At 63.8% G+C, this 13,377-nt stretch carries 11 protein-coding genes; all 11 read left to right on the top strand.

The window, feature by feature from the left end; translation table 11 throughout:
- The first annotated feature begins 64 nt into the window (after positions 1–64).
- The 11 genes from pyk to rplD all read left to right on the top strand — a co-directional run bounded on the left by pyk (position 65) and on the right by rplD (position 13,328).
- On the top strand, positions 65–1,495 hold the full coding sequence (pyk, locus tag SALLO_RS0112090) for a pyruvate kinase (protein ID WP_022836569.1): 1,431 nt from the start codon (positions 65–67) through the stop codon (positions 1,493–1,495).
- Positions 1,485–4,217 (top strand): type IX secretion system periplasmic lipoprotein PorW/SprE, encoded by a 2,733-nt coding sequence (porW, locus tag SALLO_RS16970; RefSeq protein WP_022836570.1) that lies wholly within the window; start codon positions 1,485–1,487, stop codon positions 4,215–4,217. The genes pyk and porW overlap by 11 nt, the downstream gene beginning before the upstream one ends.
- A gap of 150 nt (positions 4,218–4,367) precedes the next feature.
- Positions 4,368–6,458 (top strand): ATP-dependent zinc metalloprotease FtsH, encoded by a 2,091-nt coding sequence (gene ftsH, locus SALLO_RS16975; protein WP_022836571.1) that lies wholly within the window; start codon positions 4,368–4,370, stop codon positions 6,456–6,458.
- A gap of 300 nt (positions 6,459–6,758) precedes the next feature.
- Positions 6,759–7,133 (top strand): 30S ribosomal protein S12, encoded by a 375-nt coding sequence (gene rpsL, locus SALLO_RS0112105; protein ID WP_022836572.1) that lies wholly within the window; start codon positions 6,759–6,761, stop codon positions 7,131–7,133.
- Positions 7,134–7,180: 47 nt separating this feature from the next.
- On the top strand, positions 7,181–7,651 hold the full coding sequence (rpsG, locus tag SALLO_RS0112110) for a 30S ribosomal protein S7 (RefSeq protein WP_022836573.1): 471 nt from the start codon (positions 7,181–7,183) through the stop codon (positions 7,649–7,651).
- A gap of 93 nt (positions 7,652–7,744) precedes the next feature.
- Complete coding sequence (gene fusA, locus SALLO_RS0112115; RefSeq protein ID WP_022836574.1) at positions 7,745–9,850, top strand: elongation factor G; 2,106 nt, start codon at positions 7,745–7,747, stop codon at positions 9,848–9,850.
- 50 nt (positions 9,851–9,900) lie between these two features.
- A complete protein-coding gene (gene tuf, locus SALLO_RS0112120; protein ID WP_022834471.1) occupies positions 9,901–11,091 on the top strand; it encodes an elongation factor Tu in 1,191 nt (396 codons plus the stop codon).
- A 73-nt stretch (positions 11,092–11,164) separates the two neighbouring features.
- Entirely contained in the window at positions 11,165–11,476 is a 312-nt protein-coding gene (gene rpsJ, locus SALLO_RS0112125) for a 30S ribosomal protein S10 (protein WP_022836575.1), read from the top strand.
- Between the two features lie 2 nt (positions 11,477–11,478).
- Positions 11,479–11,934 carry a hypothetical protein gene (locus SALLO_RS0112130; protein WP_022836576.1) on the top strand — a complete coding sequence of 152 codons (456 nt, stop codon included), beginning with the start codon at positions 11,479–11,481 and terminating at the stop codon, positions 11,932–11,934.
- A 45-nt stretch (positions 11,935–11,979) separates the two neighbouring features.
- The gene (rplC, locus tag SALLO_RS0112135) at positions 11,980–12,609 is read left to right on the top strand and encodes a 50S ribosomal protein L3 (protein ID WP_022836577.1); all 630 of its coding nucleotides are present in this window, start codon (positions 11,980–11,982) and stop codon (positions 12,607–12,609) included.
- A gap of 77 nt (positions 12,610–12,686) precedes the next feature.
- Positions 12,687–13,328 carry a 50S ribosomal protein L4 gene (gene rplD, locus SALLO_RS0112140; protein WP_022836578.1) on the top strand — a complete coding sequence of 214 codons (642 nt, stop codon included), beginning with the start codon at positions 12,687–12,689 and terminating at the stop codon, positions 13,326–13,328.
- Positions 13,329–13,377: the final 49 nt, after the last annotated feature.

The raw sequence follows: 13,377 nt of genomic DNA on the forward strand, positions 1-13,377 counted from the left end.
TTTGCTACCTTACGTCGCTGTGCTCCCTCCCCGCTAACTGCTTACGACCAAGCCCCGACTTTTTATGAGCCGACGCACCAAAATCGTTTGTACCCTGGGCCCCGCCTCGAACGACGCCGATACCATCCAGGAGATGGTGCGCGCCGGGATGGACGTGGCGCGCATGAACTTCTCGCACGGCTCGCACGAGGAGCACGAGGCGCGCATCAAGCATGTGCGCGAAGCTGCCGAAGCCGAGGGCCGCGTGGTGCCGATTTTGCAAGACCTGCAGGGGCCTAAAATTCGCGTTGGACCCATCAGGGATGGTGAGGTCACGATTGCGGCTGGCGACGAGCTGGTCATCACCACCGAGCCGATGGACGAAGGCACCGCCGAGCGCATCTACGTGGACTACGAGACGCTGCCCGAAGATGCCGATGTGGGCGGGCGCATTCTGCTCGACGATGGCCTGCTTGAACTGGAAATTACGGAGATCCACGACACCGAGGTCGTCACCACGGTGATCGAGGGCGGGCCGCTGCGGTCACGCAAGGGCGTTAACCTGCCGCACATTCGCACCTCAACGCCCGCGCTCACCGAAAAGGATCTGGAGGATCTGGCTTTTGGGCTGTCGATGAATGTCGACATCATCGCGCTTTCGTTTGTGCGCACCCCTTCAGATGTGCAGGCGCTGCGCGATCGCATCGATCAGGCCGGGAAAAATGTGAGCATCGTCGCCAAGATTGAAAAGCCCGAGGCAGTGAACAACATTGCGGGCATCCTGGACGTGGTGGACGGCATTATGGTAGCGCGGGGCGACCTGGGCATCGAGATGCCCATGGAAAAGGTCCCCTCGACGCAGAAGATGCTGATCCGCGAGAGCATGTCTACCGCCCACCCGGTCATAACCGCCACGCAGATGCTGGAGAGCATGATCGACAATCCGCGGCCCACCCGCGCCGAGGCCAGCGACGTGGCCAACGCGGTGCTCGACGGCAGCGACGCCGTGATGCTCTCCGGGGAGACCGCCGTGGGCGTCGATCCGGTACGCGTGGTGGAGGCGATGGACCAGATCATCCGCGAGGCCGAGCAGCACTGGACGCAGTACCGGCAGACGCTGGCGCAGCGGCCGGAGGATTTGGAGCGGAATGAAAGCGTGACGGCGTCGGTGAGCTTTACAGCCTGCCGCCTCGCTGAGCAAGTGGGCGCCGAGGCGGTGTGCTGCCTCACCAACTCCGGTGCTACGGCCCGCAACATCGCGCGCCACCGGCCCAGCATGCCCATCTACGCCTTTACCGACGACGAGCACGTGGTAGGGCAACTGGGCATGCTGTGGGGAACAGCGTCCTTTTACATTCCCTTTCAGCAAGACACCGATCGAGGCATTGCGCGCGTGCACAGCGTCCTGATCGAAAACAACCTCGTCGACCCGGGCGACCTCGTCGTTATCACGGCGGGCATGCCGCTGCCGGCCCGCGGGCGCACCAACATGGTTCATGTAAGTCGTGTCGAGTAGAACGCTGTACATTGCCGGTCTGCTGGGTATCGTGCTGGTCGTTGGGCTGGCGGGATGCACGACGGTGCGCCGCCAGTGGTCGAACTTTACGGCGTACTACAACACCCTGCACAACGCGCAGAACATTTTTGAGCGCGAGGTGGAGAACCTGACGGAGCGGTCTGCGCCGGTGGATACCGACCGCTACCTGACGGTCTTTTTCACGCCCACCGCTGCGCAGGCCACGGCGTTTGATCCGGTCATTCAGAAGAGCGCCGATGTGCTGCGCGACCATCCCCGCTCAAAGTGGGTCGACGATGCGCTCATGCTCATCGGGCGCTCCTACTTTTACCAGCAAAACTATGTGGGCGCCGGGCGGAAATTCCGGGAAGTCATACAGCTTGGGAGTCCAAAGCAGCACAAGGCGCGGTTTTGGCTGGTGCGCACGCTCATCGCCGCCGAGCAGTACGAGGAGGCCGCGACGGTCATTCCCACCGTATTGGCGGACATGCCCGCCGGCAACCGGTGGACGGCCCAGGTGCATCTGGCGCAGGGCCGATTGTTGGTGCAGCAGCGGGCCTGGGACCGCGCCGCACAGGCGCTTGCTACGGGGCTACGCATGGGCGAGCTGCCCGACGAGATTGCTGCACGTGGCGCGTTCTTGCTCGGGCAGGTGAACGAGACGCGGGGCGAGTATGCCGCCGCGATGGCCGCGTACAGCCGGGCGGTGGAGGAGAATCCGACGTACGAGCTACGCTTTGCGGCGCGTCTTAGCGCGGCCCGCGTGATGGGCAGCCGGGCCCAACGGCCCCGCGAAGCCTTGCGCCGCGTCGAGGAGCTGATGGAAGACGACAAGAACTTTGAGAAGCGCGACGACATTCGCCTGGTTAAGGGAAAAGTCTTGCAGGCCGCGGGCCAGCGCGACGCGGCGCGCGCCACGTACAAGGCGCTGCTGCACGGCCCGGAGGCGGCCGGGCGCGGCGTTGCGGGGCGCGTGCATTACGCACTCGGGACGCTCTACCGCGATGCCTACACCAACTTCGTACAGGCCGCGGCCCACTTCGATACGGCCGCCACGCAACTGCAAACGCCTGCCACAGGCCGGGCCGAGCGCTTGTTTACGTCGGTTGCCATCACCGACAGCCGCACGCTTGCCGATCGGCTAGGACCGGTGGCGCAGGCCGCACAGCACGCAACCCGCCTCGATTCGCTGCTGCGCCTCGGCCGGATGCCGCGGGCGGCGTTTCGGGCGTATGTTGACAGCCTCCGGCGGGTGCGGCTGGCGGCGCGCGATGCCCGGGCCGAGGCCGAAGCCAACCGGGCGTCTACGTCGGCCTTCAACCGGGCCACATACGTTGAGGACCGGCGGCCCCGCGGAACGAACAGCGTGGCCACGGCCGCAAGCAGCGCCGGCTTTCTATACCACGAGAGTCCAGTACGCGTGCAGGAAGGCATGCAGAGCTTTCGGCAGCGATGGGGCGACCGGCCGCTGGTGCCCAACTGGCGGCGGGCCGAAGCCATTACAACCGGTGATGCAACCGCCATTACCGCAGGGGCTGCCACCGATAGCGCTGGTGCTGTGGACAGCAGTGCTGCGCCGCGCGGTCCTGTGCAAGGGGCACCTGGTTCGTCTGGGGCATCGACGGGGGGGCGCGTCGTCGACGTATCGGCCGTGCCACGCACCGCGGAAGCGCGGGCGGCGATGCGTAAAGACCGCGCGCTGGCGCGCTACGCCTTAGCGAATGCCCTCTTCCTGTCGGCCAACCGCCCCGACTCGGCGGCCCACTGGTACCGCGAGGTGCTGGCCGATCCTGCCGCGCAAGCTGTGGCGCCGCGGGCCCGTTACGCCCTGGCCGAGGCGCTACGCGCCGCGGGCGACACCACCGAAGCCCGCGCGCTGTACCGGCAGGTCATTGCGAACCACCCCGACACGCCGCTGGCCGATCAGGCCCGGCAGCGCCTGGGGCAGCCGCCCCGCGCCACCTCCGACGATGCCGCCCAGGCTGCGGCGCGCTACCGCGAGGGACTAAAAGCGTGGCGCAGCGGCCGTCCGCGCGACGCCCTCGAAACGTTGCTGGCCGCGGCGCGCGCCTATCCCCAAACGCCAACCGCGCCCCGGGCCTGGCTGGCCGCCACCACTGTCTACCTGCGCACGGCACGCGATACGAGCCGGAGCGCCCGCCTCGACTCCGTCGTGCAGGTCTACCTGCCGCTGGACACCACCGCGAGGGTCCGGCGGGCACGCCCCGACAGCGCTGTGATGGACGTGAGCGCCATGCCGGATACGTCTCGTGGCGGGGCGGTCGATACCTTGGCAACGCGTGCTCCCGCGGATACGACCGTGCGTGCCCAACCCGCCCGCAGGCCCGCGCTTGCCGATACGACAACGGCCGACACCACAGCAGCCCGCGCTGCCGTGGCAGCAGATAGCAGCGCCGCCGCGCCCGAAGATTCGCCATCAGCCGTCGCCACGCGCATGCTCCAACACCTGCTCGCGCATTATCCAGCAACGGCCCAGGCGAAGCGCGCGCAGACGTGGCTCGACGTGCTACGATCGCCGCCCGCCCCAGCGGCAGACACCACCGCCCCGCCCGCTACACGCGCTGCGCCGTCGCGGTCTGCGCGCGCCCCATCGGCCGCACCCGCCGATTCGACGCGTGGCCGCATGCCGGCCCGCCGCGCTGATCCCCGCCGCGGAGCAATCCGTGCACCGGCCGACACCACGCGCCCGCCGCAACCGTAGCGCACAGGAACTAAAGAGCACCCCTGCGGTTCGGCATCGGGCCCTGTTGCCCCGTCTTGCACCCTACGTGTTTGGCCTCAACGTGCCACACCGGCACGCGCGTTTCGTACCTGCAAGACGCGGGCTTTTTGTATCAATCCCCCCTCCCCCATGGCGCAAGACAAGCGCACGCCGCCCGAGACGGGCGACACCGGTTCGTCGAGCAGCAAGCATCCGCAGTTTCTCATCTGGATTTATGTGGTCGTGGTGCTCGCGCTGGTGGTGCACCTGGTCATCAACTGGAGCAGCACCTCGCCGCAAAGCATCGCGTACAGCACCTTCCTCGAATACGTCGAAGAGGGCTACGTCGAATCGGTGACGCTGGTGAACGACGCGCGCATCGAGGGCCGCTATACCGCGACGGCAGTGGCCAAGGGCCGCGTGCAGGTGGCACCGCCAAGCGACGGACTGCTTGGCGACATGACCGCCGACAACCGCCGCCGCTTCGTAAGCACAAAGCCAGACGACCACCAGCTCACGCAGTTTCTGCGGACGTACAACGCGTCGGCCGAGCAAACCAAGGGGCCCACGGTGGAGTTTGCCGCGCGCACCGAGGGCAACTGGCTGGGCACCACGCTCCTGTGGCTGCTCTTTTTTGGGGCGCTCATTGCCCTGTGGGTGCTGTTTATGCGCCGGATGAATCCGGGCCAGCAGGTGCTTAACATCGGAAAGAACAAAGCGAAGCTCTTCGACGCGTCCGAAGACCACAACGTGACCTTCGACGATGTGGCCGGGCTTGAGGAGGCCAAGGAGGAAGTCGTTGAAGTGGTCGATTTCCTGAAGAACCCGGAGAAGTTTACACGGCTGGGCGGCAAGTTGCCCAAGGGCGTGCTCCTCGTGGGCCCGCCGGGTACCGGCAAGACGCTGATGGCCAAGGCTGTAGCCGGCGAGGCCGGGGTGCCATTTTTCTCCATCTCCGGCTCAGACTTCGTCGAGATGTTTGTGGGGGTGGGCGCCTCGCGCGTGCGCGACCTCTTCAAAAATGCCAAAGAGAAAGCGCCGTGCATCATCTTCATTGACGAGATGGACGCCATCGGGCGGTCGCGCGGCCGCAACTCGATGGTGGGCGGCAACGATGAGCGGGAGAATACGCTCAACCAGCTGCTGGTGGAAATGGACGGATTCGACTCGGACGCCGGCGTCATCATCATGGCCGCCACCAACCGGCCGGACGTGCTCGACAGCGCCCTGCTGCGCCCGGGCCGCTTCGATCGGCAAATCCTGGTCGACAAGCCCGACCGCATCGACCGCGAGAAGATCTTTCGCGTGCACATGGCGCATCTGCTGCTGGGCGCGGACGTCGACGCAGCGGTTTTGGCCAGTCAAACGCCGGGCTTTGCCGGAGCCGAAATTGCCAACATCTGCAACGAGGCGGCCCTGCTCGCGGCCCGCAAAGAAAAGGACGAAGTTGACATGGCCGACTTCGAGCAGGCCATCGACCGGGTCATTGCGGGGCTGGAGAAGAAGAACAAACTCATCTCTCCCGAAGAGCGCACGGTCATCGCGTACCACGAAGCCGGCCACGCCATCGTGGGGTGGTTCCTGGAGCACACCGACCCCGTCGTGAAAGTCTCCATCGTGCCGCGCGGGCTCTCGGCCCTCGGGTATGCCCAGTACCTGCCCGAGGAGCGCTATCTCTACTCCACGCAGGCGCTCAAAGACCGCATGACCATGGCCATTGGCGGGCGTGTGGCCGAGGAGGTCGTGTTTGGAAGCATCACCACCGGCGCGCAGAACGACCTGGAGCGCATCACGAAAATGGCGTACGCCATGGTGGTCGACTACGGCATGAGCGAGCGCATCGGGCAGGTCAGCTTTAACCTGTCGGGCCGCGAGGAGGGCGAGCCGGTGTTCGACAAGCCCTACTCCGAGGCCACGGCCGAGGCCATCGACGAAGAAGTGAAGCGCATCATCGGCGACGTACGAGAAGCCGCGCGCGAGATGCTCACCACGCGCCGCGACCTGCTGAATACGCTGGCCGAGGCGCTGCTGGAAAAGGAAGTGCTGGGGCCGTCAGAGCTCGTGGCGATTTTGGGAGAGCGGCCGCACGGGTCGTACATCAACACAACCGGCGACGGCGCCGTGACGGGTAATGAGCCGCAGCCCACCGCGCATGAAGAGGCCGCGAGCCCCGAGCAAAGTTCTACCGAAAGCACCGACAGCCCGGCGCCCACAGAAACCCCGGACGAAGCCGCCTCGTAGGCGACAGTCCTGCAGGCCGCGCGTCGCTGTACCGAACGGCCCTCGCGCTACCCCACCGTGCCTTGCCTGTTTTGATCTACCGATATGTACCGGTTGATCGGTGAAAAGATGCAACATGCAAGCGGTGGAGGGGCAAGAGGAGCGCTTGGGCCGGTGGTCGTGTGTATTGGCTGTTTCTTGATACAGTAGGTTGAACCAAGGCGCAGGCGGCCACATACACCAAGACTGTACAAATGAACCGGCGGCACGCAGTTGTGCCGTTGGCATGCACCGATATTCATCAGAAGCCACGCGACCCACGTGCCTACGATACAGCAGTTGATCCGTAACGGGCGCAAGACCAACGAGAAGAAAAGCGATGCCCCCGCGCTAAACGGGAGTCCGCAGCGCCGTGGCGTATGCACCCGTGTGTACACGACGACGCCGAAGAAGCCGAACTCCGCCCTCCGCAAGGTGGCGCGTGTGCGGCTGACCAACGGCAACGAGGTGACCGCCTACATTCCTGGAGAAGGCCACAACCTGCAAGAGCACTCCATTGTGCTCGTGCGCGGCGGCCGCGTGAAGGACCTGCCGGGTGTGAAGTATCACATCGTGCGTGGCGCACTCGATGCCGCTGGCGTAGACGAACGACGCCAGGGCCGTTCGAAGTACGGCACCAAAAAGCCGCGCAGTTAACGCCGGCCCTCCGAGGACTTTTTTGACCTGACAGCACAACGCAACCTATGGCACGGGATAAGGCAGCCAAGCGGCGCACCACACAGGCCGATCCAATTTATCGCGACGACATGGTGTCGCGCTTCGTCAATGCCGTCATGCGTGACGGCAAAAAGAGCCTGGCGCAGCGCATTGTGTACGACGCCTTCGACGTGATTGAAGACCGAACCGGCGAGCCGGGCCTCGATGTATTCAAGAAAGCCGTGAACAACGTTTCTCCGAACGTTGAGGTGCGCAGCCGGCGCGTAGGCGGCGCCACCTACCAGGTTCCGATTGAAGTGCGCCCCGAGCGGCGCATCACACTGGCCTTCCGCTGGATCATTCAGTACGCCCGCGCTCGCAAAGAGAAAAGCATGGTCAACCGCATTGCGGGCGAACTGCTCGAAGCAGCGCGCGGCGAAGGATCGGCCGTGAAGAAGAAAGACGACACCCACCGCATGGCGGAGTCCAACAAGGCCTTCGCCCACTTCCGCTATTAAATGCGCGCTCGTGCGCATCCCTTGAGGCGGCGTGTTCGCGTGCTCGTTTTGGCGAGCACCTGAGCACTTAAGGCACGCAACAACTACAGAGCTATGGCTACCACGAAGAACGAAAGCTTTCCGCTCCATCGCACCCGCAATATTGGGATTATGGCCCATATTGACGCGGGGAAAACCACGCTGACTGAGCGCGTCCTGTTCTACACCGGGCGCCTCCACCGCATGGGCGAAACCCATGAAGGTGCAGCCACCATGGACTGGATGGACCAGGAGAAAGAGCGCGGCATCACCATCACCAGTGCGGCGACGACCTGTTACTGGGACGATCACCGCATCAACATTATCGATACGCCCGGGCACGTCGACTTCACCATTGAGGTGGAGCGCTCGCTGCGCGTGCTGGATGGCGCCGTGGCGCTCTTCTGTGCCGTTGGCGGTGTCGAGCCGCAGTCGGAGACGGTGTGGCGCCAGGCCGACAAGTATGGCGTGCCGCGCATCGCGTTTGTAAACAAGATGGACCGCACCGGGGCCGACTTCGAGAACGTCCTTCAGATGATGGAGGATCGCCTCAAGGCCAACCCGATTCCGGTGCAGTACCCCATTGGCGCCGGCGACATGTTCCGCGGCGTGATCGACCTGATCGAAAACAAGGCGATCATATGGGACGACGAGTCGCAGGGGATGGAATGGGAAGTGATGGACATCCCCGAAGATCTGAAAGGCACCGCGCGCCACTGGCGCATCAACATGCTGGAGAGCGTGGCCGAGTATGACGACGAGCTCCTCATGAAGTACCTGGAGGGCGAAGAGATTGCGCCGGAAGAGCTCCGCGCGGTCATCCGTGAGGCCACCCTGGCCCGCGACATTACACCGGTGTTTGCCGGTACGGCGCTCAAGAACAAGGGCGTACAGCGCCTCTTGGATGGCGTCATCAACTACCTGCCGAGCCCGGACGATGTGCCGCCGGTTACGGGGCATCACCCGCGCGACGAGGAGGAGGAAATCGTACGCCGCCCCCAAGAAGACGAACCGTTTAGCGGCGTTGCCTTCAAGATTGCTACCGACCCGTACGTCGGTAAAATCACCTTTGTGCGCGTCTACAGCGGCACGCTTGAAGCCGGCTCGAAGGTGTACAACGCAAGCAGCGACGAGATGGAGCGCGTGGGCCGCTTGATGTTCATGCACTCCAACGACCGCGAAGACATCGACATGGTGCGTGCCGGCGACATCGCCGCCGTGGTGGGGCCCAAGAACCTCAAGACGGGCGACACCGTCTGCGACCCCGATCACCCGGTGGTGCTGGAGTCGATGGACTTCCCCGAGCCGGTCATCCGTATTGCCATTGAGCCGAAAACCAAGGCCGACCGCGATAAGCTGACCGGTGGGCTTGTGAAGCTGGCCGAAGAAGACCCGACGTTTAACGTCTCGACCGACGAAGAAACGGGTCAGACCATCATCGCGGGCATGGGCGAGCTCCACCTGGAGATTATTGTGGACCGCCTCAAGCGCGAGTTCAAGGTGGAGGCCAACATCGGGCGCCCGCAAGTGGCGTACCGCGAAGCGATTACCACCGCCTACGACGAGCACTACGTACTCAAGAAGCAAACCGGCGGTCGCGGACAGTTCGCAGAGATCTACATGGAGGTCAGCCCGAACGATGAGGGCACGGGCCTCGAGTTTGAAGATGAAATCGTGGGTGGCTCGATTCCGAAAGAGTTTATCCCTTCGGTGCGCAAAGGCATCGAGAGCTCGATGGATCAAGGACCGCTCGCCGGGTATCCCATCGAGGGCGTGAAGGTGCGCCTGTACGATGGCGACTACCACGACGTCGACTCCGACCAGAACGCATTTGAGATTGCCGGGCGCATGGGCTTCCGCGAGGCCGCCCGCCGCGCCAAGCCGGTGCTCATGGAGCCAATTATGGCCGTCGAGGTCATCACGCCGGACGAGTACATGGGCGACGTCATTGGCGACCTGAACAGCCGCCGCGGACGCATCGGCCAGATGGGGCAGCGCAACGACGCGCAAGTCATCAACGCGATGGTGCCCCTCTCCGAAATGTTTGGGTACTCCACGGACCTGCGCTCCATCACGCAGGGGCGCGCCATCTACACCATGCAGTTTGAGACCTACGAAGCGGTGCCCGAGTCTCTCGCGAAAGAAATCATCGACGACGAGACCGTGGGTGCTGCTGCGTAGCGCGCACACCAACCCCTCTTTGATTCATTCCAACGACACGATACTGAGCTATGGCGAAGCAGGCATTTGAGCGGAAGAAGCCGCACATAAACATTGGCACGATCGGGCACGTCGACCACGGGAAGACGACGCTCACGGCGGCGATCACGAAGGTGTTAGCCGAGCAGGTGGGCGGCGCGGCCGAGCGCACGTTTGAGTCGATTGACAACGCGCCGGAGGAGCGCGAGCGCGGGATTACGATTGCGACCTCGCACGTGGAGTACGAGACGGAGGCGCGGCACTACGCGCATGTGGACTGCCCGGGGCACGCCGACTACGTGAAGAACATGGTGACGGGCGCGGCGCAGATGGACGGGGCGATCTTGGTGGTCGCCTCCACCGACGGCCCGATGCCGCAGACGCGCGAGCACATTTTGCTGGCGCGGCAGGTGGGGGTGCCCTACCTGGTGGTGTTTATGAACAAGACCGACCTGGTCGACGACGAGGAGCTGTTGGAGCTTGTGGAGATGGAGGTCCGCGAGCTGCTTGAGGAGTACGAGTACCCGGGCGACGAGGTGCCGGTGATCCGCGGCTCGGCCTTGCAAGCGCTGGAGAGCGACGCGGCGGCCGAAGAGAAGATCATGGAGCTGATGGCGGCGGTCGACGAGTACATTCCGACGCCGGAGCGCGACGTGGACCAGCCGTTCTTGATGCCGATTGAGGACATCTTCTCGATTACAGGCCGCGGGACGGTAGTGACGGGCCGCATTGAGCGCGGGCGCATCCACACGGGCGACGAGATCGACATTGTGGGGATGCAAGAGGAGAAGCTCACCTCGACGGTGACGGGGATTGAGATGTTTAACAAGACGCTCGACGAAGGCGAGGCGGGCGACAACGCCGGCATTTTGCTGCGCGGGATCAAGAAGGAAGAGGTCGAGCGCGGCATGGTGCTGGCGGAGCCAGAGACGGTGACGCCGCACAAGCAGTTTGAGTGCGAGGTGTACGTGCTGTCGAAGGAAGAGGGCGGTCGTCACACGCCGTTTTTCAAGGGGTACCGCCCGCAGTTTTACTTCCGCACGACGGACGTGACGGGAGACATCAAGCTGCCGGAGGGGATGGAGATGGTGATGCCGGGGGACAACGCGACGTTCACGGTGGAGCTGATTCAGCCGGTGGCGATGGAGGAGGGCCTGCGCTTTGCGATTCGCGAGGGCGGGCACACGGTCGGTGCGGGCGTGGTCAGCAAGATCCTCGACTAACCCCACGGCCTCGACCGCGGAACGCCGGGGCACCGCGCGCCGGCGTTCAGCTTTTGAACATAGACCCGACGATATGGCAACGCAGCAAAAAATACGTATTAAGCTGAAGTCGTACGATCACACGCTGATCGACAAGAGTGCGGAGAAGATCATCCGCACGGTGAAATCGACGGGCGCTGTGGTTAGCGGACCCATTCCGCTGCCCACGAAAAAGAAGGTGTACACGGTGCTTCGCGGCCCGCACGTAGACAAGAAGAGCCGCGAGCAGTTTGAGCGCCGCCACCACAAGCGCCTCATCGATATTCTCTCGTCGAACAGCGAGACCGTCGATGCCCTCATGAAGCTTGAGCTTCCGAGCGGCGTGGACGTGGAAATTAAGGTGTAAGGGTGCCGCGCCTGCGCCACGTGGTTGGCCTGATGGTGGTGGTGCTCCTTGCGAGCGGCTGCGACCGTCAGCGCGCAACTACATCGGCCTACCGCCGCATCGTGGGCACGTGGCGCATCCAGACGATGCGCGTGGACGGGTTCGACTACACGAGTTTGCTTACCGAGCGCTACAACCGCTTGCGGCTACAACTCGCAACCGACCCGTCGCGCTTTCAATGGACCAGCGCCGGCGGCCTACAGCTTGCAGGCACCGTGCTGCTCCAAAATACACGCACGATGGTATGGAGCGGCGGATTTAGTAAACCGGTGTACTGGCGGTACGAAAAGACAACATTTGGTGTCGTGCTAGAAACCGCCGGCGTAGCAGCCGGGGCCGACGCACTGACCGAGCGCCTCGCACCCTCGATAGGTGCCACCACGCGTTCGACCATTGTACTTCGCCTGGAGCGCCCGTAGCATCGCGCCCAGGGTTACAAACAGACTTTAGACTGACTGACTGCTATGAGTAGCGGACTGATTGGAAAGAAAGTGGGCATGACCAGCGTCTTTGAAGACGATGGACGCAATATTGCGTGCACCGTCATCGAGGCCGGTCCTAACATCGTCACGCAAGTGAAGCATGCCGATGGGGCCGATGGCTACGACGCGGTACAGTTGGCCTTCGACGATAAGAAAGAGAAGCGCACCACGAGCGCGCTGAAAGGGCACTTTGACAAGGCGGGCGCTGCGCCGAAGAAGCAAGTGGTGGAGTTCCGCAGCTTCGAGGGCGACGTAGACCTCGGCGACGTGCTGAACGTGGACGACGTGTTCACCGAAGGCGAAACCATTGACGTGGTGGGCGTCAGCAAAGGAAAAGGCTTTCAGGGCGTAGTAAAGCGCCACGGCTTTGGCGGCGTAGGCATGGCCACCCACGGCCAGTCCGACCAGCAGCGCCACTCCGGTTCGATTGGCGCCTCGGCCGACCCGTCGCGCGTGTTTAAAGGAACGCGCATGGCCGGCCGCACCGGCGGCGACCGCACAAAAGTGAAGAACCTGCGCGTGGTGCGCGTGCTGCCCGACCATAACGCCATCCTCGTAAAGGGATCGGTGCCGGGCGCAAAGAACAGCTACGTTGAGCTTCACAAGAAATAAGGCTGCGGCCTCCAACCCGCACCCCGTGTGCCCCGTAGGCGAACGAGCATTTTAGACACCCCAAGAGCACTGGCATCATGGAAGTTGAGATTCTTCAGGAAGACGGCATGAGCTCCGGCCGGACGGTCGCGCTCGACCCGACCGTGTTTGGCATTGAGCCGAACGACCACGTTCTGTGGCTCGATGTGAAGCGGATCCAGGCGAACAAGCGCCAGGGTACGCACAAAACGCGTGAGCGCAGCGACGTGCGCGGCAGCCGCCGGAAGCTCTATCGCCAGAAAGGCACCGGAAACGCCCGGGCCGGCGATGCCAAATCGCCGATTCGTCGCACCGGAGGCCGCACCCACGGGGCCCGTCCGCGCGACTACACCCAGAATCTCAACAAGAAGACGAAGCGCCTCGCCCGTCGCTCGGCCCTTTCGTACCGGGCAGCCAGCGGCAACGTGCGGGTCATCGAAAACTTCTCGATGGACGTGCCCAGCACGCGGCAGCTGAAAGACCTCCTGGCGCTGCTTGAGGTGGACGGCCAGAAGGTGCTGATCGTAACGGACGGTGTGGAGCAAGAGATCTACCGCTCCGCGCAAAACCTTCAGAAGGTGAACGTGCGCGAAGCACAGAGCCTCTCGACCGTCGATGTGCTCGATGCCGAAGTGCTCCTGATACAAGAAGGCGCGCTCGATGTGATCACCGACGTGCTCTCTACCGCCCAGCCCGCATAACGCCCGCCTGCCCCGCGGCCTTTCGAGAATACCAGATTATTGCCTGAGT

This window comes from Salisaeta longa DSM 21114 (assembly GCF_000419585.1).
Lineage (GTDB): Bacteria > Bacteroidota > Rhodothermia > Rhodothermales > Salinibacteraceae > Salisaeta > Salisaeta longa.

Bases quoted from the DNA above. Each gene is read 5' to 3' on its own strand.
- pyk (WP_022836569.1), top strand. From the start codon at position 65: ATGAGCCGACGCACCAAAATCGTTTGTACCCTGGGCCCCGCCTCGAAC.
- ftsH (WP_022836571.1), top strand. From the start codon at position 4,368: ATGGCGCAAGACAAGCGCACGCCGCCCGAGACGGGCGACACCGGTTCG.
- rpsG (WP_022836573.1), top strand. From the start codon at position 7,181: ATGGCACGGGATAAGGCAGCCAAGCGGCGCACCACACAGGCCGATCCA.
- fusA (WP_022836574.1), top strand. From the start codon at position 7,745: ATGGCTACCACGAAGAACGAAAGCTTTCCGCTCCATCGCACCCGCAAT.
- tuf (WP_022834471.1), top strand. From the start codon at position 9,901: ATGGCGAAGCAGGCATTTGAGCGGAAGAAGCCGCACATAAACATTGGC.
- rpsJ (WP_022836575.1), top strand. From the start codon at position 11,165: ATGGCAACGCAGCAAAAAATACGTATTAAGCTGAAGTCGTACGATCAC.
- rplC (WP_022836577.1), top strand. From the start codon at position 11,980: ATGAGTAGCGGACTGATTGGAAAGAAAGTGGGCATGACCAGCGTCTTT.
- rplD (WP_022836578.1), top strand. From the start codon at position 12,687: ATGGAAGTTGAGATTCTTCAGGAAGACGGCATGAGCTCCGGCCGGACG.